This is a genomic window from Pseudomonas sp. BF-B-15, assembly GCF_019946675.1.
GTDB classification, from domain to species: Bacteria; Pseudomonadota; Gammaproteobacteria; order Pseudomonadales; family Pseudomonadaceae; genus Aquipseudomonas; species Aquipseudomonas migulae.
Genome location: NZ_JAGYFZ010000069.1, coordinates 1 through 24,701, shown reverse-complemented (window position 1 = coordinate 24,701; position 24,701 = coordinate 1). Strand labels below are relative to the sequence as shown.

Here is a 24,701-nt window from a genome sequence, read left to right as displayed (position 1 = left end):
CGAGCGTTCAGCAGCTGATCGGGTCATATTGTGTTTCGTTGGTGAAAGGTTTTTGCTCGCCGAGCACGCTGGAAAATTGACGCACTATTTTTTCTCGCGTACCTGGGTAGGCAAGACAAAAGCAGTAGCATTTATCTTTTTAATACAGTAGCGTTGTGACTTCGGTGGGACGTTACCATTGGGTTGAAATTCTACTGGTTGATTTGGCTTCCGCTAGTATTTAACGACATAAAACGAAGCGTTGATGCGCCCGTAGAGTTAAAGAGGTTGGGATTGAGTAATTTTATTAAAAAAGTTGAGCAGTCATGGATTGACCGCAAGATACAGTTGCTGACGGGTAACGATTCTATTCGTGTCGACCTCGAGAAGATATTTAATGTAGTTCTTAGCGGAAACCAAAAGACATTAAGCTTCCTCGATATCGGCTGCAAGGTACTGATATACGGTCCTCCAGGACATGGGAAAACGGCAATAGCTTATGAATTGGCCAATAAGCTTAAAAAAAAGGAGGGTATAGAAGCGTCAATATATGAAGTGGATTTGCCGCAGCTAATTTCGAGTCGCATGGGGGATGCAGCAAAAAACATTACCGAATTGTTCAATGAAATAAATGAAGTAACAAAGAAATATTATGTGGTTATCCTCATGGATGAGATTGAGGTGTTTTTCCTTAATAGAGAAAATACGCACGAGCACCCTGATATGAATCGTGCTGTTGCGGAGTTGATGAATCAATTAGATAAGGCCAGTTTAAATAAGAATCTTTACATAATTGGCCTTACCAACTACGTAGACAAAATAGACTCGGCAGTCCGTCGGCGTTTTTCATTTCAATATGAAATTGAACCTCCGCAGAAAGAACACTTTCTAGAGTTTTTCCGTACTGGTGGCTTTCCAATCGAAGATTTTATCGATGACGAGCACGCTGTAGATGAAATCTGTTCAAGTTTTACTGAGCGCGCTGCTTCATTCGATGCCTTAAAAGCAGAACTCAGAAGGTGGTTCGTCCGCAGCAACCTTGATCAGCGTAAAGCGACAAATTTTTTGCAGTATTTAAGGAGTATTAAATGACTACCTCTGTTGAGTTGGCCCAATACCATCTAAATGACGCTGGGCAATTGATGGAAGCTACGCATGAATCTATTTTCATAGTAGAGGTCGGTAGCTATGTAATTGATATGTTGGAGCCTTATCTTATTGAGCGTGAGGCTTTGGAAAGCGATGGGCAGGATACATTCAGTATAGATGTGGTCTCGGAAACGGCAGTTTCCCTTAGGAATAGTATTAATAGGGTGATTGGTGAGATTATTGAAGAATATCAGTCTAAGGATCGCGAGCAGAAAGATGAACTGGAAAATGTCATATCTGAGTTAGTTCTTCTAAAAAAGCTAATAGCTAAATCTATGGTTGAACCTGAAGACGGTGCTGTCCTTGTTATAAGCCTAATATAAGGTTTTTTTATGAGTAAGGGAAAAAAGGGCGAAGGAAGGGCGGCCGAAGCTCATGCGCTTCTTCAGCAAACTTTAGAGGAGTATGAGTTTACCAAGCCAACTAGAACCAATACGCCAGAAAGCGGCGTCGATTTTATGGTTTATACAACAAAAAAAGAGTTACAGCACGTGGTAAACTCATCGCTTCAAAGAGTCGAGTTCGAAGCTCTTCCTGATGGCGAAGTTGTGTTGCGACAAGATCATAAACAATCCAAGCATAAGATAAGTAAAGCTACCGCGAAAAAATTTGTTGATGACATTCAGAGTAATAAAAAGGTAGATGGACACCTACTTACTGGCGGGCAGGGGCTAACAAGTGGTGCCGCTGATGAAATTCAATCAGCACGGGATAGTGGGCATTCGGTTACATACCTAAGTGATGCCGACTTAACGCAAATAATTAATGTTGCTCGGGATGTTATAGATAACTTTGTCTAGCCGCCGTGCACAGTAAAACTACTTCTGCACAGACGCCTGTACAGCAGTGTTCTGCTGAAAATACTATCACAATTTTCAGGTTTCTATGGAAGTCTAGCTTTATCATTAGGGGAGTAAAGAAAATGCCGGAGCATGACCTTATTCGTGAATTCTTCATGTGTGCATCCAAGCTCTTGGACGCGGGGGTCGTACGCTCTGACAAGCTACTTGGTGACATTGGAGAGTGGCTTTGCGTGCAGCAGTATGGGTTGTTACTAGAAAAAAGTGGTCGTCATCCCGGATATGATGGAACAATTGGCGAGTCACGCGTGCAAGTAAAAGTACATAACTCGCCAGAAGGTACTAATCTGAATGTTGGTAATCCCGCTAAGTATGACGAGCTGATTGTTGTTCTTGGGCCTCGAAGCAGGTTGAGGGTTTCTGCCGAGTTGTGCGCATTTCATATTTATCGTTTTTCAAGTCCTGAAGTTTTTAGCCTCATGAAAAGAGAGTCTGGGTATTATTGCGCAAAGAAAATTTTTGCGAGTGCAGATCCGGATTTTCTCAGCATCGAATCAATGCTCTAAGTTTTTTTTGGGGGGGGGTAAATGCACGGCGCTGCGCTTCGCTTGTAAAAACAACGCAATAGTCACTATTAATTTTGTCGTGGCTATTGTACTCATATGGAAAAATAATTTTTAATCGTTATTATTTTCGGTTTTTTATTGATCCAACCTCTCGAAGGAGTATAGGCAGCGGGCTGGGGCAGTATCTGAAATACCACAGCAGCGTCATTACTGTTGCTCTGAACAACGTGTTCAAAATTTCATCAGAGCTCGTCTGCCATTGCCAGTACTTCGAATTGCTAAGATGCGTCTCGCATTTAAATAAGTGCTTATATGCGCGCGCATTTTTAAAATGCTCTGTAAGGCTATGAATAGCTTTAGATATTTGGTGGCGGCAGATAAAGCGAAAAACATCGGCATTTCGAAATAGATTTGTAGCATGTTGTTTGACGACCCAGAAGCTGAAATGACGAATCGTTTCATGGCCGATTATTAATGTTTTCAATACTGCTTTTCGTCCATAGGTGTTTCCGCGCGTTGTCTTAACTTGATTGGGCTAATGTTTTTGCCCATATTTTAGCAAATTCATGTGGGGCTAAATGCTTCCGTCGATTGACCTCAAGATACCGGCTCCACCAGTTCATGATCAGCCTCCGCTCTTCGATGAACTCAGCCTTGTGTGTGTAGGCCGCACTGACGTTGTTCCGCTCTTTGTGGCTCATCTGCCTTTCAATAGCGGTCTCGGACCACAGTCCTGATTCAATTAGCGAGCTACAGGCCATTGAGCGAAAGCCATGGCCGCAGATTTCAGTTTTGGTGTCGTAGCCCATCTTTCTGAGTGCGCTGTTCACCGTGTTTTCAGACATGGGTTTCCAGGGATTGGCATCGCCTGCAAACACCAGGCCGAATGTACCGGTGAGGGTGTGGATCTGTTCAAGCAGGGCAACGGCTTGCGGCGATAAGGGTACAAGGTGGATGTCCCCTGCCATCTTCGTACCCCTTGTGGAAAAGGGTACTCCCTCCAAGGCGGGTCGAGTGTCCGGTATCTCCCAGGTGCCGCGCTTGAGGTCGAACTCGCTCCAGCGTGCGAAACGCAGCTCGCTGGATCGTACAAACACATGCAGCGACAGCATCACCGTCAGACGGGTAAGTGCGCGGCCTTTATAGGTGTCGATCCGCTCCTGTAGTTCTGGCAGTCGCGATAAGGGTAGAGCGGGGCGATGTACCACCCGCGCGGCTTTGATCGAGCCTTCGAGGTCGTAAGCAGGGTTTACGGTGATAAGCCGAAGGCGTTTTGCCTCGCGCATGATGCTTTGAAGGTAGTTTTGTACCCTTAAAGCAACGTCTATTGTTCCGCGCTTCTTGATCGCCTCCAAGGGCTGCATGAGGTCATGGGTGTCGAGGTCGACAATGGCGCGGGCTCCAATCAGCGGGAACACGTGGGTTTTGAGGCGGCTCATCACAGTCTTGGAGTGGCCTGGAGCCCACTTGGCCGACATTTCGGTGTGCCAGTCCAGCGCAACGCTTTCAAAGGTTCTGCCTTTGATCACGGCTTCCGCCTTGGTTTGGTGCTTGGTCTCTATGGGATCAATGCCATCCGCCAGCATTCGCTTGACCTCCAAGCGCTTGCGGCGCGCATCGGCGAGGCCAATGACGGGGTAGTTGCCGAACGAGGTCAGTCCTTCCCGTCCGTCAGGTTTGACGTAACGGAGCCGCCAGCCTTTGCGGCCATTGGGTTGGACTAGAAGGTAGAGGCCGTCGCCGTCGAAAAGCTTGTAGGCGCGGTCGGTGGGCTTGGCTGAGCGGCAAGCCGAATCAGAGAGTGGAGCAGTGGTGCGCGACATAAGGGTACTCCCTTTTATCGAAGTGACCTTTACCCCAAACTCTACCCTTAAACCGGTTGGAATCCACTAGGACTCACCGGAATCCGACGGAACGCCAAAACGAAAAAACCCGCCAGAAGGCGGGTTTTTCGGGGGTTCCAGAGATTTTGAAAGCCTTCTCTGGAACCTTGTATGGTGCCGGCACCAGGAGTCGAACCCGGGACCTACTGATTACAAGTCAGTTGCTCTACCAACTGAGCTATACCGGCGTGTTAGGGCGACGATTATAGCGATTGGATAGCTTCTGTAAACCCCTGAATTCAGACTATTTTTACGCAGCCGTCGGACCAGCCCCGCAGACGCATCTGCGGGACTGGCCGGCGAAGCATCACACGCCGTTTTTAACCGCGTTGATCAGGTCCTGACTCAGCACCTGCGCAGGCGCCACTTGCACGCTTTGCGTATAGAACGGCGGCAGGTTTTGGGCCAGTGTCGACAACGCTTGCGCGGTGGTATTGCCCGGCAGCAGCACGTATTGCAGGTTGGACGGATAGCTCTGCGGCACGGGGCCTTCCATGGTTGAACCGTAGGCGCCGAAGGTCATTACGGCCTGGGGCGTTGTTGGATCGGGTGCATAGAGGAAGACGAAGGTGCCGTACTTTGGATGAGTCAGGTAAAGCCCGGCTTCAGCGCGAACGGCCGGATCGGGGTCGTTCATCAGGGTCCAGCGCATGACCGCATAGCTGCGGGTCGTTTCCATGAACGCTGTACGAATCGGCGACTGGTTCTCGACGCCTCCCAGGCACGCCAGCAGGTTACCGAACGGGTCGATCAGCGCCACTGAGTTGAACACCGTGCTTTGCTGCGCGGTTTTCAGCAGGGGAGGCGCGAGTTCGGCGCCGGGATCCCGTGGGTTCGCCGATTGCACGGTCAGTGCGAATGGGCTGAGCGCTGTCAGTGCCTGGCGCACTTTGCTGTTGGCCGGCAGGGTGGCGGGGTTTTGCAGTTGATCCGGCGGCAGGCCGCTGTTGTTGCTGGCGTCGCGCACTGTGTTGACGCTGGCGGAGAAGATCGAGCTGCACAGGAAGTACGCCGCCGAGTCGATGGTCTGGCCGCCGAACACCGGGCTGTTCGAACCCTGATAGGCGCGGCTGACTGGCGCCGCAATCGCGTAATAGCCCCAGGTGTCCTGCGCCTGTTGGCGGATCTGCGGCGGCAGCGATGGAAAGGTGAACTGGCTGTTGTAGTTGATACCCGCGTAGTCATCAATCGCACTGACGGCGACGTTGAATCCTGCGGTCAGCAGCGAACCGGCGCACATGGCGCATGGGTCGAGCGTGGTGACGACGGTCAATTGATTGGGCGGTGGCAGGTTCAGTGGCGCGACGTTTTCGTAGTACCAGTCCACCAGTTGCCGTTCGCCGTGGGCGGTCGGGTCGTGGGGTAGAAAGTAAGTTGTGCCGCCGCCAGGGAAAGGCATCAGCACGTTGTTGTGCAGCGCGGCGATGACCTCGCCCGTTGCGTTGTTGATGATGGCGCCGCCCACCGCGAAGGTTTGCTGCAACGCAGCGACAATGGCTTCGTTGGCGACGGTATCGACGGCTTCCTGTGCACTGTTCAATGTGCTCATGTTTTCCCAGCTCCTTGCTGTCCCTGACATCAGAGAATTCTGACGCTTGGCAAAGATAGTTGAGGATTTCCGGGGCGTTTATGTTCTTTTGAATTAATGCTTATGCACAACGGGGAAGGCGATGCACGCGGTTAAGATCGAAAATGTGGATCCAGTCTCATTTTCTCGCAAATGCCTGTTTTTCCGGTTTTTTATTCGGGTGTACGAAAATTGAACAGTTTGGTTTCAGCCCTGAAACAGGCGTAAACATTGGATCCACGATATTTCATCAACAGAGTTATCCACAGGCTGTGGCTGTTTTAGGTGCGTTCCGCCAGCAACAGGAAGTTACGCGGCGTGAGTGGGGTTTCACAAAAGGTCCCAAGGCGAACGGTATAACCCTGCTCGGTGAGGAATAGTGCTCGATCAAGGTTCAGCCAAAGCTCCAGCGGACGTCGGAAAAGTCCGCGCAGCAGCTCCAGATTGCGCACTTCGGCCAGTCGCTGCCAACCGGCGGCTTCGAGCGCTGACCAGTCTTGCGGGCCGACTGTGGATAACTCTTTGAATGCGGCCAGATGGTGGCAGTAGTCGGCGAAAGATCTGTCCAGCCAGGCGCTCGGCAGAGAAGGCGTGGGCAGGTATTCATCAACACCGCGCAGTTGCCGTTGCAGCAGGTCGAAAGCCAGGCGTCGGGCCATGGATGTGTCGCGCTGACGTCGGACGCGGGCACCGGCGGTGACGGTTTCGCTCATCGGGAGTGAGAGATCGTCGAGTGACAGCTGTAGGTCGGAGCGCAAACCGACAGCGGAAACTGGCTGATATGCAGGAAGACTGATCCTGTTATAGCAACACGGCGCAATGGCCATTTGTTTGCACCCGGCGGCGCTGGCGAGCTGGATCAATCGCACATGCAGATCGCCACAGGCATGCAGTGCGACCGGTGTGTGATCGGCGTTCAGCAAAGAGGCGGCGCCAGGTGCCAGCACATCCTGCTCGACATGCAGCGCATGCAGCTGATGGCGCTGGCTGAGTGCCTGACCGCCTAGCACCAGTGCAGGATCATGTTCCAGGCACGTGAGCTGTTGACCGGTTTGAAGCAGGCGTCGACCCAAGTGGCCTTTACCCGAACACCAATCCAGCCAATGCATCGGTGGCGCAGCAAACGACAACCGGCTGGCAAACGCCTCGATCTGCTGCCACTTGCGCCCCGGCACATCGACATTCAACCGATGCCCTGCGGTCTCCAGCGTGTGTGCCGGCAGCTCGCCCACCGAACCCAGCTCAAGGGATAGCGCCGCCAGCGAAGCAAACGGTTCCGGCGCATCCAGAAGACAAGGTTGGTTATGACTGTTTTCCGCGTCTTCCAGTGATCGCCCGCGTAGCCATTCAGCCAGCTCCGGGTAGGACGCTTCCCAAGGAAGTTGCAGATGAGTAAACGGTCGAGGTTTCCACAGCGCCTGATGCTCGATCAGAAAAGCATCCAGCGCCATGAAGCGGGCGAGCAGGGCCTCGCCCGTCAGCACGTGGGAATCAACGCCCTTGGCAGGCATCGACGCGCAACCAGCGCTCCAGCAGCTTGAAGCCGCGAACCAGCACGTAGGCCATCAGCAGGTAGAACATGCCTGCGGCGAAGAAGATCTCCACCGGCAGATACGTCCGGGCAATGATGGTGCGGGCCATGCCAGTCAGTTCCAGCAGGGTCACGGTACTGGCCAGCGCGCTGGCCTTGAGCATCAGGATCACTTCGTTGCTGTACGCCGGCAGGCCGATGCGCGCCGCTCGCGGCAGGATGATGTAGAACAGCGCTTTCGCCCGAGACATGCCCAGCGCCCGCGCCGCCTCGATCTCGCCCGGTGGGATCGCCTGGATCGCACCGCGCAGGATCTCGGCGATGTAGGCCGCGGTGTGCAAGGTCATGGTCGCCGTGGCGCACCAGAACGGATCGCGCAGGTACGGCCACATCGAGCTGTTACGGATCGCATCGAACTGCGCGAGGCCGTAGTAGACCAGGAACAGCTGAACCAGCAACGGCGTGCCACGGAAAAAGAAGATGTAGCCGTAGGGAAATGCCCGCACCCACCACAGGCGCGACGAACGCGCGATGCCCAGAGGAATCGCCAGCAACAGGCCGGCAATCACGGCGATGGCCACCAGTTCCAGGGTCAGCGTTGCGCCCTGAGCCAGTTTCGGCAACCACTTGATGATGACTTCCCAGTTCATTGGGTGCTCCTCGCGAAGCCGCGAGCGGCGCGTTTTTCCATGAAGTGCATGCCTGTCATGGCCAGAATCGTCAGGCCCAGGTACATGAACGCGGCCACCATATAGAAGGTGAACGGCTGTTTGGACACGGTCACGCCGATTTGCGCGTGACGCATGATTTCTTCCAGGCCGATCACCGACACCAGCGCGGTGTCTTTCATCAGGATCATGAACAGGTTGCCCAGGCCGGGCAGGGCGATACGCCACATCTGCGGCATGATCAGCTTGGTGAAGATGCGAAATTTCGAAAGACCCAGTGCCACACCGGCTTCGCGGTGGCCTTTGGGGATTGCCAGGATTGCACCGCGGAACACTTCCGTGGCGTAGGCGCCGAAGCACAGGCCCAGTGCAATCACGCCGGCCGCAAAGGCATTGAGTTCAAGGTCGGGGTTGCCGAAAAACTCGCCCAGGGCACGCATCAGGTTGACCGTGCCGAAGTAGATCAACAGCACCCAGAGCAGTTCCGGAATGCCGCGTACCAGTGTCGAATAAGTGCCGCCAAGCCATTGCAGCGGCTTGTACGGGGAAGTCTTGGCCAAGGCGCCGAGCAAACCGAGCACCAGCCCGAGACACAGGGCCGAGAGTGCCAGTTTCACAGTCATCAGCGCGCCAGCGGCGAGCGCCGGGCCGAATCCGTAGAGGTCGATAATCATGGATTTCTTTTCAAATCGCGGCAGGCAAGGCCGGGGACCGGCGCCGTCAGAAAACGGCGCCGGTCCGGCAGGTCAGTATCAATAGATGCTGAACGGGAAGTACTTGTCGTTGATCTTCTTGTAAGTGCCGTCAGCAACGATTTCTTTCAGTGCGATGTTCAGCTTCTCGCGGATCGGGTCGTTCTTGCGAACGGCGATACCGATCTTGTCGCTTTCTTCCACCGGGTCGCCTTTGAATTCGTAAGGCTTGCCGGCGTCGCTTTTCAGCCACTCGTAGTTGACGTATTTGTCCGCCAGGATGCCGTCCAGACGACCGGAGGTCAGGTCGAGGTAAGCGTTTTCCTGGGTGTCATAGAGCTTGGTTTCAACGCCAGGCATGTTGTCTTCAAGCCAGGTGCCGGCCAGTGTCGCGCGCTGGGCGCCGATCACTTTGCCTTTCAGCGCATCCTTGTCGGTTTTGAAGTCGACATCTTTCTTGGCGATGAATTGCAGCTTGTTCGAGTAGTACGGGTCGGTGAAGTCGACGGCTTGCTTGCGCTCGTCGGTGATCGACATCGAGGAGATCAGGAAGTCGAACTTCTTGGCGTTCAGGGCCGGAATGATGCCGTCCCAGTCGGAGGTGACCACGGTGCATTCGACTTTCATCTTGGCGCACAGGGCGTCGCCGATTTCCTTGTCGAAGCCGACGACATTGCCACTGGCATCTTTGTTGTTGAACGGCGGGTAGGCCGCTTCGATGCCCATCTTCAGGGTTTCGGCCATGGCACCGGCGCTGAACGCCAGGGTGACGGCGGCTGCCAGGAAGACCTTTTTGTAGTTCTGCATGCGGGTAGCTCCGTTAGCGGTTGCTGGACATGAATTGTTTGCAGCGCGCCGAAAGCGGGTTTTCGAACACCTGCTGTGGCGATCCTTGCTCTTCTACCAGGCCCTGGTGGAGGAACACCACTTCGCTGGACACCTGACGGGCGAAACCCATTTCGTGGGTGACCAGCAGCATGGTGCGGCCTTCTTCGGCCAGTGCGCGGATGACATTAAGTACTTCCTGGACCATTTCCGGGTCAAGGGCGGAGGTGGGTTCGTCGAACAGGATCACCTTGGGTTGCATCGCCAGCGTGCGGGCAATGGCCGCGCGTTGTTGCTGGCCGCCAGACAATTGCGCCGGGTACGCATGGCGCTTGTCGGCGATGCCGACCTTGGCCAGCAAGGCTTCGGCGACTTCAATGGCTTCGGCCTTGCTCTGGCCGAGCACGCGGCGAGGCGCCTCGATGATGTTGTCGAGCACGCTCATGTGCGGCCACAGATTAAAGTTTTGAAACACAAAACCAATCTCGCTGCGCAGGCGGTTGATCTGCTTGCCGTCGGCTGCGACCAGTTCGCCGTTCTTGGCGGCTTTGAGCTTGAGTTCTTCTCCGGCCACCAGGATCTGACCCTGGTGCGGGTTTTCCAGCAGGTTGATGCAGCGCAGGAACGTGGACTTGCCGGAGCCGGAGGAACCCAGGATCGAGATCACATCGCCGTCGCGGGCGGTCAGCGAGATGCCTTTGAGCACCTCAAGCTGTCCGTAGCGTTTGTGCAAGTTGCGGATTTCAAGCGCGGGCGTGGCCTCAGCCATGTGCGTTCCTCATATATGTTGCGCTCCTGCTGTTGGCGGGCCTTCCTGGCGAGGCGGCCAACCTAGCATAGCGTCTGAATGGCAGCCAACAGCGCTACGGGCGGTAAACGGGTGGCGTGTGACAGGTTGTCGCATCGGTACAGCAGACTGTCGCGCTGCTATCAACCGAACAGCCGTTTGAACCCGATGTGGCGCGGCTGTCCCGTAAAAAAGGGCGCGATGTTGCCAGCTTTGGCGGGGTGTTGGAAGCGCTAACCGGCCAAACGTTCCTGATCCGCACTTTTATTGTGCGTTGAGCATTTGTTGGGTGTGTTTCCGGTGCGCTGATTCGTTCCTTAAGTGAGTCGCAGGGTAACGCTCTGGCGAAGTGCCATTATTTTCAATGACTTGCGATGACTGTCCGGTCAGGGTGAGATCGCCGGGTTAGAGGGTTTTGAAACATTTTGGCGCAATTATTGCGTGCAGATTCCGGAACGCCCCGTTGGTTTCTTTTTACAGAAGAGAGTTCACGACGGGATGCACGCATTCGCTTTTCCTTACAAAGGTAGTTTCAATGAGCAATACCCAAAGCTCTAACGGCCTCGAACAGGGGCTCAAACCGCGTCATGTGACCATGCTGTCGATCGCCGGGGTTATCGGCGCCGGCCTGTTCGTTGGCTCGGGCCACGCGATCGCTGCAGCAGGCCCGGCCGTGCTGTTGGCTTATGCAGCCGCCGGTATGCTGGTGGTGCTGGTGATGCGCATGCTGGGTGAAATGGCGGTTGCCTCGCCAGACACCGGCTCCTTCTCGACATACGCCGATCGCGCGATCGGTCACTGGGCCGGTTTCACCATCGGCTGGTTGTACTGGTGGTTCTGGGTGCTGGTGATCCCGCTGGAGGCCAACGCCGCCGCGACCATCCTGCACGCCTGGTTCCCTGGCGTGGACATCTGGGCTTTCGCCCTGGTCATCACGATGCTGCTGACTATCACTAACCTGTTCAGCGTGAAGAACTACGGCGAGTTCGAGTTCTGGTTCGCCCTGCTCAAGGTCGTGGCGATCATTGGTTTCATCATTCTGGGCCTCGCGGCGATCTTCGGCTTCCTGCCGAACAGCCAGGTGAGCGGCGTTTCGCACATTTTCGACACCCAGGGCTTCCTGCCAAACGGCATGGGCGCGGTACTGGGCGCGATCCTGACGACCATGTTTTCCTTCATGGGCACCGAGATCGTGACCATCGCGGCCGCAGAATCGAAGAACCCTGGCAAGCAAATCTCCAAGGCCACCAACTCGGTGATCTGGCGGATTGGTTTGTTCTACCTCGTTTCGATCTTCATCGTCGTGGCCCTGGTGCCATGGAACGACCCGGTTCTGGCCAGCGTCGGTTCCTACCAGACCGTGCTTGAGCGTATGGGCATCCCGAACGCCAAGATGATCGTCGACATCGTGGTACTGGTCGCTGTGACCAGCTGCCTGAACTCGGCGCTGTACACCTCGTCGCGCATGATGTTCTCCCTGGGCAAGCGCGGTGATGCACCGGCCGTGTCCACGCGCACCAACAAAAGTGGCACGCCATACTGGGCGGTGATGCTGTCCACGGGCGCAGCGTTCCTGGCAACATTCGCCAACTATGTGGCTCCGGCCGCCGTGTTCGAATTCCTGCTGGCCAGCTCCGGCGCCATTGCGTTGCTGGTGTACCTGGTGATCGCGATCTCGCAACTGCGCATGCGCAAACAGCGTATGGCCCGCGGTGAGAAAATCGCCTTCAGCATGTGGCTGTTCCCGGGCCTGACCTACGCGGTGATCGTCTTCATCGTCGCGGCCCTGACCATCATGCTGTTCCAGGATGCCCACCGTGTAGAGATCCTCGCGACCGGTTTGCTGAGCGCTCTGGTGGTTGCTACCGGTTTGCTGGTGGCGCGCCGTCGTCGCAATGAGCAACTGGTTGGCGCAGTGGCGCGCTAAGCTTTACGCACACTGTCGATGTAATGAAAACGACCGCCATCAGCCATGATCGCGGTCGTTTTTGCTTTCATTCAGGGGGTTTATCGGTCTGCTCCCTGATGGACACGATGATGTCGAGATAGTAGCCTCCTTGCCGAATGTGTATCTCGCTGTTGCGGGATGCAATGGAGTTTCAGGACACGGATTGTTCGACGCCCCAGCCTTCCCGGCTAAAGCCCCTCGACCCTTTCTTGCCTGCTCCCTCATCTGATGCGTGTCACAGATGCATTTGCGTGCGCCTGCCGTTTGCGCGGCAGTCACGAGCCAGCGCTGTATGGAGCTAGCCCGGCCATTCAGCTTACCCATTGGGGCATCAAGGAGAGACAGGCATGGCGTTTACATCGGTTGTGTTCAAAAACCCTAATACCGGAGCCATGAAGGAAGCCCCGATCGGCTTCTCGTGGACCGTGTTTTTCTTCGGCTTCCTGCCGCCACTGTTCCGTGGCGACATCAAGTGGGCAGCGATCATGTTCATCGTGGCGTGCTTCACATTCGGCCTCAGCAACTTCGTGTTCATGTTCATCTACAACAAGCTGTACGTGCGCGACCTGATCGGCGCCGGTTTCAAGGCTCAATCCATCGCCAGCGGTGACCTGAGCTACGCCAGCGCCAAGGTCGGGATGGAAATTCCACGTCTGGAAGCTGCGGCTGCCTGATTGTTGTTTTCAGGTTTGTAAAAAAACGGCCGCTGTCAGTGATGACAAGCGGCCGTTTTTGTTGGCTGCGTTTAATTCAATCCGGATGAGCCCAGTCTTCTACGCGTAAACCTTTGACCCACTCAAATTCTCGCAGGTTGTTGGTTACCACAATGAGTCCACGCGAGCGCGCATGTCCGGCAATCATTTGGTCATAGGGGCCTATGGGTGTTCCCGCCTTCGCAAGCTCGGATCGAATCATTCCGGTGTGTGCAGCTGCTTCATTGTCGAAAGGCCAGACTTCGAGGCGAGCCGCCAAGCCCTCGATCACCGCCAGATTCTTTTCGGGGGTCGCAGATTTTTCGGCGCCGTAGATGAGCTCCATCAGCGTCACCGCACTGATGCACAACTGTCCGTCATGACGGTTGAAAGCTTCTCTTACGATTTGCGGCTTGTTCTTGATGGTGAAGATGCAGATGTTGGTGTCGAGCATGAACTTGATCATCAGAACGACTCGCGCTCCTGATCAGCGGGTTGGTCGCGATCGGTCATAAAGTCTGCACTTGCGCTGTCCCCGTCGAACCAGCTGTCCCATGTCTCGTCTGCCGGTGTGATGATGCGAGCGCGGCCGATGGCGACCACGTTCACTCTTTTTACATCGCTAGGCATTGCAACAGCTTTGGGAAGGCGAACGGCCTGGCTTCGATTGCTCATGAAAAGCGTTGTCTGTTCCATTTTTGCCTCCTCAAGCATTGGTGGGTGTAGTAAGTCTGAAGAATAGTTTTATAAAGGGATATGTCAATGGGATATACATTGCCGCTGACGGGAGGTCATCCACATTTTCCGGTTTGCTGCGTACAAAAAAACGGCCGCTGTCAGTGATGACAAGCGGCCGTTTTTATTTCTGAGGGCTTTTATTCGCCCTTTTCTTCCTGTGCATCCGGCGACTGACGATAGCTGTCCAGCGCAATGCCGAAGTCGGTGATGAATTGCGGGTCGGTCAGCCATGCCTGGGCGGTTTCGCGATCCATGCTGTCGGCCCACATGCGGTAGTCGATCAACATGTCGGCGGCCAGGTGAGTGGCGGCCATGCCTTCGTCGTCGGCGTTTTCCATGTCCAGCAGTTCTGGATGGTCAATGATGATAAAGGCGAGGTTCGTCAGCAGCACGGAGAGCATTTCACTGCGGCCGACAGCTTCGGCGTCGCGCATCTTGCTGAACATCGCCAGGGTGTATTCCGGGATCGGCTCGCCGATTTCACCCAAGTCATCGTCCAGCGCGGCGGGTTTTCTGCCGTGGATGTTGATCTGTTTGGCTTTGATCTTGGCGCGCTTGGCGCGTTTCTGTTGCTTGTTCAGGGAGGCCATGGGAACTCAGTTCGGTTTCTGTTGGGTTTGGGCTGCAATGATGTCGGAGGCCGCTACATAGTCGGCCTGGAAGGCCGGGGATTCGATCCATGCCAGGGCGCCGGCTTCGTCGACCTCGGTAGACCATTGGCGGTACTCGATCAGCGCGGCGAGGATGAAGTCCATCGCGCCTTCTTCGCCTTCCTGCTCGTAAACCAGTTCCAGCAATGGGTCTTCAAGGAAAGCGATGCACATGGCTTGCTGACTGGTTTTTTCAGCGTCGATCATTTTCTTGAACAGCTCGGTGAGGTCCACCGATTCAAAGTCGATGCGATCATCGTTCGGGTCCAGCTCGACCGGCGCGGCAGCCCGTTGGGTGCGGTTCTGCTTGGCCTTGGCTTTGGCGCGGGTGGCGCGTTTTTGCTGCTTGTTGGCGGAGGCCATGGTTTTGATCCGTCGTGCGTTAAAAGGACTCGCTGCGCGGTACTGTCCGCCCGGGGGTATCGGGGGCCAGTTCACCGCTCTGCAGCCAGGACAATGCAATGGGCCATAGTGTGGCTTGGTATGCGCTACGAAAAAAGGCGAAATGTCCGACTTCTGCTTCGCCGATGTCTTCGGGGGCGATTCGCCAGTGAGTGTTCGTACCGCCGCTGAAGTAGCCGAGCAGGCGTTCGATGGCCGGGATCGTGCCGTAAGGATCGTCTGTGATGCTGATGGCCAGTGTCCTGGCTTTCATCGTCGCCCCTGGTTTTTTGGCCAGCGTGCGACCGCTGGGCCGCGTTTCATATCGGCGCGTGGGCGTGCTCCAGTCCCTAACGACACCGGCGGGCGTGTCTTCCAGCCAGCCAAGACGCTTTCCGGGGAAGTAGCCATAGATCATTGTGATCAGAGGCATCACCACGTGCCACTTGCCGAACATCCTCCAGCGATGAGCGGGCGCGTAGTCGCGCCAGTAGGCGAATTGCGCACCGACGGTGACCAGGTGCCGAATCAGCTGCCCTGAGGCTCCCAGGCCCGCCGCACAGCCGCCAAAGCTGTGGCCGACGACATCGATGGGCTGGCCGGGAAATTCGCGCTCAGCGCGCTTGAGCATCGCCTCGAAATCCAGCGCGCCCCAATCAGTCCATGAGGCGTCGAGATTTTTCAATGACGCAGGGCGTGATTCGCCGATGCCACGGTAGTCATAGGTGATGACATCGAAGCCGTTGGCGAACAGGTAATCGGCGAAGCGCGAATAGTGACGGCAGCGAACCGAAGTGGCGGCGTTGATGATGACGACCGGGCGCACAAGGTCCTGAAAGGCGTGCCGCCAGGTGAAACCGCCGAGGATGAAGCCGTCTGCGGCGGGCTCTTTGAATGGTTCGCCAGAAACGGGAGTTGGCAGCGGCAACTCGATTTGAGTGGGGGCCAGTGACATGTCCTGCAAATTCATCGGCTTCAGACCTTTGCGGGTAGCTGCCAACGATAGTCTTCGTGCGGCGGGTGGACAATCCATCTGTGTTCACAGGGGGATCTGATCGAGCAGTCGCTCCTCGATTGCCGCCTGCTCCCGGTCCAGTTCAGTGCGGAGTTCGTCTTCGCTGGGCAGGACTGTTTTGTATTTGCTGGCGAAGAGTTGTTCGTTGTCTTTCAGCACTGAATAGCGCACCACTGATTCATCTTTTTTCGCACAGAGAATGATGCCGACGGTGGGGCCATCTTCCGGTCCGCGCTTGAGGTCGTCATACATGCGTACGTACATGTCCATCTGGCCAACATCCTGATGAGTCAGTTCGCCGCGCTTCAGATCGAAGATGACGAAACACTTGAGTACGTAGTTGTAAAACACCAGATCGATGTAGAAGTCTTTGCTCTCGGTGCTGATGCGTTGCTGGCGAGCGATGAAGGCAAAGCCTCTACCCAGTTCCAGCAGGAAGGCTTGAAGCTGATGGATCAATGCTTGTTCCAGATTGGTTTCTTGAGTCAAACCTGCGTTGGTTGAGCCAAGAAACTCCAGCATCACCGGGTCCCTGATGAAGTCTCGTGGGTGTGCTTTCATTTTCTGGATGTTGGTGGTGGCTTCCTGTCGGACGGCAGGTCGATCGCGGCTTGTGAGGAGGCGTTCGTAGTAGAGGGTGTTGATCTGGCGTTCCAGGGCGCGGGATGACCAGTTTTGGTTGGCAGCTTCGTCCATATACCACGTGCGCGCGGTGTCACTATCGACGCGCAGAAGCCTGCGGTAGTGGGTCCAGCTCAATTCGTGACGCAGTGCGTCACGAATTGGGAATGCTTGGTAAAACAGGCGCATGTAGCGAAGATTAGAGTTATCAAAGCCTTTCCCGAATTCTGCTGTCAGGCTCTGCGCCAGCGTTGCCAGCAATTGCTTTCCGTAACCCGCCCGCCGAGCCCCTTCCTGCTCGAACTCGACAATATGCCTCCCAATCTGCCAGCAAGTTTGTACCTGGACCGTATCGACCGTTCGCAGGACCTTCTGCCGTGCATCACGAATCAGCTCTCCAAGATTGCCGAGTAGTGAGGCGAGTTGTGCATCCTGAGTGTTAGCGGGTTTGAGTGAGCTCATGGCGTCTTCTGCAAAGGAATGAACAGGCAGAAGAGGATGGCAGCGGAGGTGGGAGCAGCGATGCCGGGCGTGGCTGGTAAGCCGGAAGGAAAGCCCGATCGGGTTTGCGGGATCGCTCCGACGGCAAGTCGTGCTTCAGGAATATAACGTGTAGTCCATTTCGCAGTGAGCCCAAGTACCAATCAATCTAAAACCCGGGCGTTCGAGAGGAAATCTAAAAGGCATGACAAATGGGTTCCATGGAGCCCGGGAGGCGTGATCATGAAGTACGTGCATTCCCTTGCGTTGCCCATCGCCGCGGTGGGCATGTTGATGTTCCCGGTGATGTCGTCTGCCGCCAGTCTTGAACCAATCGACAGCGCTGGCGTGCAAGTTCAACCGCAGGAGCAAAACGGAATTACTTATCTGTCCGGCGGTATAGGCCTGGATGAGTCGAAGGCCATCCAGCAAGCGGCTGGCTATAACTTGCACATGACGTTTTCGGTCGGGGCGGAGAATAAATACATTCCCGACGTCGACGTGGTCATTCAGAAAGCCCAAGGGCAAACGGTGTTGACGCTGAACGAGGCTGGCCCGCTGGTTTATGTCCAGCTACCGCCCGGCAAATACACCGTGGTTGCTACGCGACATGGAGAAGTGCGGCGTGATAGTGCCGACGTAGGAAGTGGCCCTGCACGTAATCTGGTCTTTCACTGGGCCGGTGAAAGCTAGCAGTTGGCCGGAGTTGGCCGGCTGATGCCTTTGTTCCAGCGAATGGGCGGCAGAAAATCATCTGTCCGCCCATTACGTGGTTTTAGGCTTGAGCGGTCTGGCCTCTCAGGATCTGCTGCTTACGCTGTTCTTCCGGCAGATCGTTGATGCAGTAGTTGATGTAGTACACGTTGAACAGGAACGTGTAGAAGGCGTTCATTCGCAGGTCGACCTTGTGCTCGCTGAGGGCATATTCCGTCAGCGCCGTTTTAGCCTTGAATGCCCATACGATGTACAGCACGCCACTGGCAAGGCCGAGAACTGCGGACGTGAAATCCAGAGCCACGTTGCCCAGGTTGGAGAATGTGCCGCTTAAGCCGGCGCATACAGCGATCCAGATAATGTAAGCGTCATCTACCAATCGGACTTTGGTGGTGTCGCTGATGATTTTGCTGTTTTTGTATAGCCACAAAATAAGATAGATCCCGGCAGTGGCGATGGAGAGCAACACCAGGTTCCAGGTCTTCGTATCGATCTTGTCTTTTAGTTCATTGATTGTTGACATAACTTTTCCATGTCCTTTGGCTTAAGGGGATGTGTAGCGCTGGTGTTTACTGCGGGGGGAGGCATTCCTTGCGTTGTTACCTGTCCTTTTGGGTGCGTATTCCAACTGCGCCGTGGGGCAGTGGATTGCATTGAAATCGACCGGACGGGTTTCTGTGGTGTCGGTCGAGCTTGTGGCACAACGCTACTATAGAGCCTTGCTGAAGGCGAGTTTTGTTTTTGGATCGTCGATCCGTCGCTTCCACTGCCGTGTGCCGGACTTCGTTAAATCGCAGGCATAAAAAAACCCTGAATCTTGCGATTCAGGGTTTTCGGTATTTGGTGCCCAGAGACGGAATCGAACCGCCGACACGGGGATTTTCAATCCCCTGCTCTACCGACTGAGCTATCTGGGCAACGGGGCGCATTAAACGGGTTTTTCAGGGGGTCGTCAAGCAAGTTTTCAAAAAAAATTTAATTATTACCGTCGCTTACGTTCCGACCCCCGATAAAGCGGGATTATTCTGCAGGCGGAACGTAGCCTTCAGCCTTGGCGTATTCCTCGCCGGAGAAGTACTTGTCCATCTCGCCTTGCAGATATTTGCGGTCTTCGGCGTTCATCATGTTCAGGCGTTTTTCGTTGATCAGCAGGGTCTGGTGTTTCTGCCAGTCGGCCCAGGCCTTCGCCGAGACGTGGTCAAAAATGTCCTGGCCTTTGGCGCCCGGGAATGGAGCGCGCTCCAGGGCTGGCAATTCTTCTTTGTACTTGCGGCACATGATGGTGCGGGTCATGACGACTCTCCTGCGTTCAATACGGCGGCCGCGCGTTCGAGCAAGGTTTTGACCGGGGCGGCAAGGCCCAGGCGCGGCGGGGTGGCGAGGTTATACCAGAGCCAGTCGGCCTCGGCCACGTGATGGCCGGCCTCCTGGACCTGAACCAGCCAGGGTTCGATGGACAACTGAAAATGGCTGAACGTGTGTACGAGGCTCGGCAGCGCTTGTTGGCTGCCCAGCTCCAGTGAGTGCTGTGAGGCCAGATGTTGCAGGTCGTCGAGGTCGTCGAGTTCCGGCAGGCTCCACAGACCGCCCCACAAGCCCGTGGAAGGGCGACGGTAAAGCAGAATCGCGCCGTCTCCGTTGGCGAGCATCGGCATCAGCGTGCGCTTCTGTGGCACGGCTTTGCGCGGTTTGGGAATCGGGTAGCGGGTTTCCAGGCCGAGCATGTGCGCTTCGCAGCCCTTTTCCAGCGGGCAGAGCAGGCAGCTCGGTTTGCTGCGAGTGCAAAGCGTGGCGCCCAGATCCATCATCGCCTGGGTGTAGGCGTTGACCCGATCATGCGGCGTGAAGCGCTCAGCGTTCGCCCACAGCTGTTTCGCGACCTTCGGCTCGCCCGGATAACCCTCTTGCGCCGTAAAGCGCGCCAGGACGCGTTTGACGTTGCCGTCGAGGATCGGCGCCCGCAGGCCCATGCTCAGGCTGGCGATGGCGCCCGCCGTGGACAGGCCGATCCCCGGCAGCTCGACCAGCTTTTCCACATCCCGCGGAAATTCGCCGCCGTACTCAGCGACGACGATCTTCGCGGTCTTCTGCAAATTGCGCGCGCGGGTGTAGTAACCGAGGCCGGTCCACAGGTGCAGCACTTCGTCTTCCGGCGCGGCGGCCAGGGCTTCGACCGTCGGCAGCGAGGCCATGAACCGGTCGAAGTAATTCAGCACGGTGCTGACCTGGGTTTGCTGCAACATGATCTCCGAGACCCACACCCGATACGGTGTGATGCCTTGCTGCCAAGGCAAATCGTGGCGGCCGTGGCGGTCGTACCAGTCCAGCACCGCCGATGAAAACTGCTCGGATCTCATCGCTTGAACAGCCCCTTCAATGCGTTTTTCAGCTCGGGACTGACTTTGTCGCCAAGCTTCTCGTCGATTTTTTCGCTGATTTTGTCGCCCGCCATTTTGGACGCGACCTGGCCCATGCGTTCGTTGTCGAGGCGGCAAGCCTTGGCGCCGAGCTCCAGCGGGCCACGGCAGCGCAACGGCCATTCGATGCCGACAAATTTGTCGCCGACCTGACAGGCCGGATCCGGCATGGCGCTCGTATCGCCTTCGACGATGATGCCAACGCGGTAGTCCATGCCCAGCACCCGCAGGTCGACGTCACCGTCGCCATTCACGGTCATGCCCGGGATGCGCACTTTCAGGTCCGGGTTGCTGGCCACGCCGTTACGGAAGGTCAGGTTGCCCTTGAGCTCCTGGAACGGCGTGTCCTTGCCGCGTGGTTCGCCGCTGAGGGTTTTGCGGTTGAGCGTGGCGATGCCTTTGCACAATTGTTGTTCGAGGTTGGCATTGAGCAGCACGCCGTTGTTGATGACGAAACTGGCATTGCCGTTGAGGGTTTCGATCAGCGCTTTCTGGCTGTTGCCATTACCGGTCAGGTTGCTGTCGAGCGTGACCAGGCCTTTGACTGGCGGTTTTTTACCCTGGCTTTCGAGGATTTTTTCCACAGGCACTTTGCTGATGCGTGTCTGCATGTTCAGCGCTGGTGTCTGCTGGCGCACGTCGAGGGTGCCCCTGGATTCGAAGGTGCCGTCGTACAGGTCGCCGCGCAGGTTCTCAAGCGTCAGCAGGCCTTCCTTGCCATTGGCCTTGAGCGCCGCGTTCTGGATCGGCAGCTTGTCGAGGGTCAACTGGCCAAAGGTCAGGTCAGCATCCACGTCGAGTTTGCTCAGGCGTTCCACTGGCAGCAGGCGCTCGTTGCTCCACGCGTCTTTGGTGGGCTTGTCCGGCAGCGGTGTGCTGCCTGCGCCGGCCATGGCATCGGCTTCGGTGCTGGCCACTTCGGCCTGGCGCACTTGCGTCGCGCTATTGGCTTCGGCGGATTTTGGCGGCAGGTAGCGGTCGACGTTGAAGGTGTCAGCCTTGAGCGCGGCGCGCAGCGATTGCTTGGCGAAATCCTCGACGGCAATACGACCGCTGAAGGTGCTGTCATCGACTTTCAGGTTGATGTTGTCGAGCACCAGACTGGTCGGCGTACCGGCAATGCGGCTGACCAGTTCAACTTTGCTCAAACTGCCTTCAGCCATCGCCGGGAGTTTCTGGCCGATGCTGTCGACGAATTTCGCCAGGTCGAATTGGGCAATCGAAAGGCCGCCGTTGATTTGCGGCGTTTTGTCGAGGTCGTTGACCTTCAGTTCGCCCAGTGCGCGCAACTGGTTGGCGGAAATCTTGATGCCAGTCCATTCGGCGACGTTCGCTGCTTTATCCAGCAGCAACTGGCCTTGGGCGGCGAAGGTCACGGTCTTGCCTTGCAGCGGATCACCGGCGATTTCGCCGGACAGCTTCATGTCCTCGAATTTGTAGCGTTGCAAGGCGCGTTCAAAACGCAGCTCGCCATTGAGCTCGGTGCGGACCCGCAGAACGGGCTGATTGGTGACCAGGAACGCGGTGAGCTTGACCGGGATGTTGGTCGAATCGTGGACCGGCCCGGTGCTCAACTGGATGCTTTCGGCGCTGAAGTGCTGGCCGGTCTTCTCGTCGCTGTATTCAACGCGGGCGTTGTTGACGGTCAGGCTGTCGATGTCCAGGCGGATCGGCTGCGCCGGTTTTTCCACTTGAACGGTGGTTTGCGGTGCAGGTTCGCCAGGCGTGACCGCAGGAGCGGTCGAGTTGGCAGTCGCCGGCACTTTGCCGATGTCTTCCCAGTTGCCGTGGCCGTCCTTGTCGCGGTTCAGGCGCAGGTTCAGGCCTTCGACGCGCACGTCGCTCATCTGCACTTCACGGCGCAGCAGCGGCAGCACGCGCACCGACAGACCGAGCATCTGCAAGTCAGCGAACGGTTCGGTGGGCTTGGCCAGGGTCGCGACACTGGCTTCGTGCAATTCCAGGCCCAGCCACGGGAAAAGGCTCCAGCCGATGTCGCCATTGAGCGTCAGCTCGATGTGGGCCTTGTCGCGGGCAATCTGGCGAATCTCGTCTTTATAGTCGTTGGGATCGAAGAGGTGGGTCAGGGCAAAGCCCAGCGCCACAATGATCAGCAACAACCCGAGAAGTACCAGACCCAGGATTTTGCCGAACGCTTTCATGGGCGAGTCCTTGTAGTTAGTCGATTTAGCCGGGGAGTATAGCGCTCAGAAGTGGACGACCGGTCAGCGATCAACCCGGCAGCACATCCAGTGGCACTTTCAGTTTGGCCGCCAGCGCCTGGGACTCAAGGTGCCCGGCAGGTGCCAGCAGGCGCAATGTCGCACCCGATTGCGACGCCAGTTTCTGCGCTTCGTTCACCATTCGCTCGGCAACCCCACGACGACGGGTGATTTTTCGTACACACAGTTGGGACAGATGCCAGACGTCCTGGTGCCTTTGCAAACGTGCCGCGCCCAGCAGGCGATCATTGAAACGCCCGGCGATCAGCGAGCCGTCCCGCAGGCAGCCTTCGATCAACTGCACATCATCAGCAAACGGCGCGAACAGCCAATCCGGCGCGTCGCGGTAAATCTTCTGCAAATCCTGCTGATCCTGGTAGGTGGCTTCGTTCAGCAGCTCGACGATGACAGGCATGACGGTTCCTTCAGTGGTACGAGAACAGATGACTTGCAAAAACGTGATATCAGTTTGGTTTTTCTGTCACGTGCAAATGGTAACCTCTGCCGGTTCGTCCGTCCTTCTGCGACGCGATGTCGCACCAAAATGGAGCTTTACCTCAAAAAAACAGTCATGCGTGCGCATAAAGGCTGGGGGTGAGCAGTGGCTGGCGAACCATACTAATAATTGGGGGATACACAATGACCACGAGCATCACGGCGGACGGCATCTATGCCGGCCAGCCTGCGTTCCTGTCCAAGGAGCGCATCATCGCCAAGCCCGGTTTCAACCGTTGGCTGGTGCCACCGGCCGCGCTGGCCATCCATCTCTGCATCGGCATGGCCTACGGCTTCTCGGTGTTCTGGTTGCCACTGTCCAAAGCCCTGGGTGTGACCAAGGCGGTGGCCTGTGCACCGGACATGAGCTTCATCTCGCAAGTGTTCTCGTCGCAATGCGACTGGCCGATCTCGATGCTCGGCTGGATCTACACTCTGTTCTTCATCTTCCTCGGCTGCTCGGCCGCGATCTGGGGTGGCTGGCTGGAACACGCCGGGCCGCGCAAGGCTGGCGTTGTGTCGGCACTGTGCTGGTGTGGTGGCCTGCTGATTTCGGCGCTGGGTGTGTATACGCACCAGATCTGGCTGATGTGGATCGGCTCCGGGGTCATTGGCGGTATCGGCCTGGGCCTGGGTTATATCTCGCCGGTCTCGACCCTGATCAAGTGGTTCCCGGACAAGCGCGGCATGGCGACCGGCATGGCGATCATGGGGTTCGGCGGTGGCGCGATGGTTGGTGCTCCGCTGGCCGCAGCCTTGATGGGGCACTTCGCGTCGGCAGACAGCGTGGGCGTGTGGCAGAGCTTCCTGGTGATGGCCGCGATCTACTTCGTGTTCATGATCGGCGGCGCACTGTCCTATCGCGTACCACCAACCGGCTGGAAGCCTGAAGGCTGGACCGCTCCGGCGAAAAAAGCTTCGAACGCGATGATCACTCATCGTCACGTGCACGTGAATGTGGCGTGGAAAACCCCGCAATTCCGTCTGGTATGGCTGGTGCTGTGCCTGAACGTGTCCGCCGGTATCGGCATCCTCGGCATGGCTTCGCCGCTGTTGCAGGAAGTGTTCGCCGGCAAATTGCTCGGCACCGACCAGACGTTTGGTCAGCTGGACGCGGGCCAACTGGCCTCGATTGCCGCGATTGCTGCCGGCTTCACCGGTTTGCTGAGCCTGTTCAACATTGGTGGCCGATTCTTCTGGGCATCGTTCTCGGATTACCTGGGCCGCAAAAACACCTATTTCGTGTTCTTCGCCCTCGGTTTTGCGCTGTACGCGTTGATCCCGAACCTTGGTCACCTGGGCAACGTTGCGCTGTTCGTGGCGGCGTTCTGCATCATCCTGTCGATGTATGGCGGCGGTTTTGCGACGGTTCCGGCTTACCTGGCAGACCTGTTCGGTACACAAATGGTCGGTGCGATCCACGGTCGTCTGTTGACCGCCTGGGCGGCCGCGGGTGTGTTGGGTCCGGTGCTGGTGAACTACCTGCGTGAGTATCAACTGAGCATCGGCGTTGAACGTGCCGCCGCTTACGACATCACGCTGTACATCCTCGCGGGCTTGCTGGTGCTGGGTTTCATCTGCAACCTGCTGGTGCGTCCGGTGGCCGACAAGTACTTCATGACCGACGCTGAACTGGCCGCCGAACAGGCGCTGGGCCACGACAAGGGTGCTGATGCCAGCACCGTGCTGGAGTGGAAAGCGGACGCAGGCACCAAGCCTTTGGCAGTTGCCGCGTGGCTGGTGGTGGGGATTCCGTTGGCGTGGGGTGTTTGGGTGACCCTGCAGAAAACGGCGGTTCTGTTTCACTAAGTAAACGGTAAGCGCATCACCCCTGTGGGAGCGAGCCTGCTCGCGATGACGGAGTGTCAGTCAACATCTATG

At 56.5% G+C, this 24,701-nt stretch carries 26 protein-coding genes and 2 tRNA genes; 8 read left to right on the top strand and 20 right to left on the bottom strand.

All coding sequences use genetic code 11. The features are described 5' to 3' along the window. Window positions 1-273 precede the first annotated feature (273 nt). From KGA97_RS20485 to KGA97_RS20470, 4 genes are all read left to right on the top strand, one after another. Window positions 274-1,071 (top strand): ATP-binding protein, encoded by a 798-nt coding sequence (locus KGA97_RS20485; RefSeq protein WP_223481379.1) that lies wholly within the window; start codon window positions 274-276, stop codon window positions 1,069-1,071. After that, window positions 1,068-1,451, top strand: a complete 384-nt coding sequence (locus KGA97_RS20480) for a hypothetical protein (RefSeq protein ID WP_223481378.1) — start codon at window positions 1,068-1,070, stop codon at window positions 1,449-1,451. The genes KGA97_RS20485 and KGA97_RS20480 overlap by 4 nt, the downstream gene beginning before the upstream one ends. A gap of 9 nt (window positions 1,452-1,460) precedes the next feature. Then, window positions 1,461-1,928, top strand: coding sequence for a hypothetical protein (locus tag KGA97_RS20475; protein WP_223481377.1), 468 nt, complete (start codon window positions 1,461-1,463; stop codon window positions 1,926-1,928). A 122-nt stretch (window positions 1,929-2,050) separates the two neighbouring features. Continuing rightward, window positions 2,051-2,494, top strand: coding sequence for a hypothetical protein (locus tag KGA97_RS20470; protein ID WP_223481376.1), 444 nt, complete (start codon window positions 2,051-2,053; stop codon window positions 2,492-2,494). Between the two features lie 521 nt (window positions 2,495-3,015). On the opposite strand, the gene KGA97_RS20465 is transcribed toward KGA97_RS20470, so the two are convergent. From KGA97_RS20465 to KGA97_RS20430, 8 genes are all read right to left on the bottom strand, one after another. After that, window positions 3,016-4,317 (bottom strand): tyrosine-type recombinase/integrase, encoded by a 1,302-nt coding sequence (locus KGA97_RS20465; protein WP_223481375.1) that lies wholly within the window; start codon window positions 4,315-4,317, stop codon window positions 3,016-3,018. A gap of 172 nt (window positions 4,318-4,489) precedes the next feature. Further along, window positions 4,490-4,565 (bottom strand) — tRNA-Thr (locus KGA97_RS20460). A gap of 119 nt (window positions 4,566-4,684) precedes the next feature. Next, a complete protein-coding gene (locus KGA97_RS20455) occupies window positions 4,685-5,926 on the bottom strand; it encodes a nucleoside deaminase (protein WP_223481374.1) in 1,242 nt (413 codons plus the stop codon). Window positions 5,927-6,225: 299 nt separating this feature from the next. Then, window positions 6,226-7,455 carry a methyltransferase gene (locus KGA97_RS20450; RefSeq protein ID WP_223481373.1) on the bottom strand — a complete coding sequence of 410 codons (1,230 nt, stop codon included), beginning with the start codon at window positions 7,453-7,455 and terminating at the stop codon, window positions 6,226-6,228. Continuing rightward, complete coding sequence (locus tag KGA97_RS20445; protein WP_008041034.1) at window positions 7,436-8,125, bottom strand: ABC transporter permease; 690 nt, start codon at window positions 8,123-8,125, stop codon at window positions 7,436-7,438. The genes KGA97_RS20450 and KGA97_RS20445 overlap by 20 nt, the downstream gene beginning before the upstream one ends. After that, window positions 8,122-8,817: an ABC transporter permease gene (locus KGA97_RS20440; RefSeq protein WP_008024973.1), complete on the bottom strand. Its 696-nt coding sequence runs from the start codon at window positions 8,815-8,817 to the stop codon at window positions 8,122-8,124. Before KGA97_RS20440 ends, KGA97_RS20445 begins: the two co-directional genes overlap by 4 nt. 78 nt (window positions 8,818-8,895) lie before the next feature. After that, window positions 8,896-9,642 carry an ABC transporter substrate-binding protein gene (locus KGA97_RS20435; RefSeq protein ID WP_223415889.1) on the bottom strand — a complete coding sequence of 249 codons (747 nt, stop codon included), beginning with the start codon at window positions 9,640-9,642 and terminating at the stop codon, window positions 8,896-8,898. Window positions 9,643-9,655: 13 nt separating this feature from the next. Beyond that, complete coding sequence (locus tag KGA97_RS20430) at window positions 9,656-10,429, bottom strand: ABC transporter ATP-binding protein (RefSeq protein WP_007897462.1); 774 nt, start codon at window positions 10,427-10,429, stop codon at window positions 9,656-9,658. A gap of 553 nt (window positions 10,430-10,982) precedes the next feature. On the opposite strand from KGA97_RS20430, the gene gabP reads away from it, so the two are divergent. Further along, window positions 10,983-12,374: a GABA permease gene (gene gabP, locus KGA97_RS20425; protein WP_008041032.1), complete on the top strand. Its 1,392-nt coding sequence runs from the start codon at window positions 10,983-10,985 to the stop codon at window positions 12,372-12,374. Window positions 12,375-12,742: 368 nt separating this feature from the next. Beyond that, window positions 12,743-13,069, top strand: a complete 327-nt coding sequence (locus KGA97_RS20420) for a hypothetical protein (protein ID WP_008024966.1) — start codon at window positions 12,743-12,745, stop codon at window positions 13,067-13,069. Between the two features lie 76 nt (window positions 13,070-13,145). Here the strand turns inward: KGA97_RS20420 and vapC are convergent, their stop codons facing one another. From vapC to KGA97_RS20390, 6 genes are all read right to left on the bottom strand, one after another. Further along, window positions 13,146-13,553, bottom strand: a complete 408-nt coding sequence (gene vapC, locus KGA97_RS20415) for a type II toxin-antitoxin system tRNA(fMet)-specific endonuclease VapC (protein ID WP_223481372.1) — start codon at window positions 13,551-13,553, stop codon at window positions 13,146-13,148. After that, the gene (vapB, locus tag KGA97_RS20410) at window positions 13,553-13,783 is read right to left on the bottom strand and encodes a type II toxin-antitoxin system VapB family antitoxin (RefSeq protein WP_008041029.1); all 231 of its coding nucleotides are present in this window, start codon (window positions 13,781-13,783) and stop codon (window positions 13,553-13,555) included. Before vapB ends, vapC begins: the two co-directional genes overlap by 1 nt. Window positions 13,784-13,962: 179 nt before the next feature. Continuing rightward, the gene (locus tag KGA97_RS20405) at window positions 13,963-14,415 is read right to left on the bottom strand and encodes a hypothetical protein (protein ID WP_223481371.1); all 453 of its coding nucleotides are present in this window, start codon (window positions 14,413-14,415) and stop codon (window positions 13,963-13,965) included. Window positions 14,416-14,421: 6 nt separating this feature from the next. After that, on the bottom strand, window positions 14,422-14,838 hold the full coding sequence (locus tag KGA97_RS20400) for a hypothetical protein (protein WP_008041027.1): 417 nt from the start codon (window positions 14,836-14,838) through the stop codon (window positions 14,422-14,424). 19 nt (window positions 14,839-14,857) lie between these two features. After that, window positions 14,858-15,826: an alpha/beta fold hydrolase gene (locus KGA97_RS20395; RefSeq protein WP_223481370.1), complete on the bottom strand. Its 969-nt coding sequence runs from the start codon at window positions 15,824-15,826 to the stop codon at window positions 14,858-14,860. Between the two features lie 69 nt (window positions 15,827-15,895). Continuing rightward, window positions 15,896-16,954 (bottom strand): YhcG family protein, encoded by a 1,059-nt coding sequence (locus KGA97_RS20390; protein ID WP_223481369.1) that lies wholly within the window; start codon window positions 16,952-16,954, stop codon window positions 15,896-15,898. A 261-nt stretch (window positions 16,955-17,215) separates the two neighbouring features. On the opposite strand from KGA97_RS20390, the gene KGA97_RS20385 reads away from it, so the two are divergent. Beyond that, the gene (locus tag KGA97_RS20385; RefSeq protein WP_223481368.1) at window positions 17,216-17,665 is read left to right on the top strand and encodes a carboxypeptidase regulatory-like domain-containing protein; all 450 of its coding nucleotides are present in this window, start codon (window positions 17,216-17,218) and stop codon (window positions 17,663-17,665) included. An 82-nt stretch (window positions 17,666-17,747) separates the two neighbouring features. Here the strand turns inward: KGA97_RS20385 and KGA97_RS20380 are convergent, their stop codons facing one another. The 6 genes from KGA97_RS20380 to KGA97_RS20355 all read right to left on the bottom strand — a co-directional run bounded on the left by KGA97_RS20380 (window position 17,748) and on the right by KGA97_RS20355 (window position 22,740). Continuing rightward, a complete protein-coding gene (locus KGA97_RS20380; protein WP_008041019.1) occupies window positions 17,748-18,209 on the bottom strand; it encodes a DUF4234 domain-containing protein in 462 nt (153 codons plus the stop codon). A 318-nt stretch (window positions 18,210-18,527) separates the two neighbouring features. Beyond that, window positions 18,528-18,603: transfer RNA gene (locus KGA97_RS20375), tRNA-Phe, on the bottom strand. A gap of 103 nt (window positions 18,604-18,706) precedes the next feature. Further along, window positions 18,707-18,979, bottom strand: coding sequence for an oxidative damage protection protein (locus KGA97_RS20370; protein WP_008024947.1), 273 nt, complete (start codon window positions 18,977-18,979; stop codon window positions 18,707-18,709). Continuing rightward, window positions 18,976-20,043, bottom strand: a complete 1,068-nt coding sequence (mutY, locus tag KGA97_RS20365) for an A/G-specific adenine glycosylase (protein ID WP_192226816.1) — start codon at window positions 20,041-20,043, stop codon at window positions 18,976-18,978. The genes KGA97_RS20370 and mutY overlap by 4 nt, the downstream gene beginning before the upstream one ends. Continuing rightward, on the bottom strand, window positions 20,040-22,265 hold the full coding sequence (locus KGA97_RS20360; RefSeq protein ID WP_223481367.1) for an AsmA family protein: 2,226 nt from the start codon (window positions 22,263-22,265) through the stop codon (window positions 20,040-20,042). Before KGA97_RS20360 ends, mutY begins: the two co-directional genes overlap by 4 nt. Before the next feature lie 70 nt (window positions 22,266-22,335). Next, complete coding sequence (locus tag KGA97_RS20355) at window positions 22,336-22,740, bottom strand: acetyl-CoA sensor PanZ family protein (RefSeq protein WP_008041009.1); 405 nt, start codon at window positions 22,738-22,740, stop codon at window positions 22,336-22,338. Between the two features lie 224 nt (window positions 22,741-22,964). On the opposite strand from KGA97_RS20355, the gene KGA97_RS20350 reads away from it, so the two are divergent. Next, window positions 22,965-24,629, top strand: coding sequence for an OFA family MFS transporter (locus tag KGA97_RS20350; RefSeq protein ID WP_223481366.1), 1,665 nt, complete (start codon window positions 22,965-22,967; stop codon window positions 24,627-24,629). Window positions 24,630-24,701 lie beyond the last annotated feature (72 nt).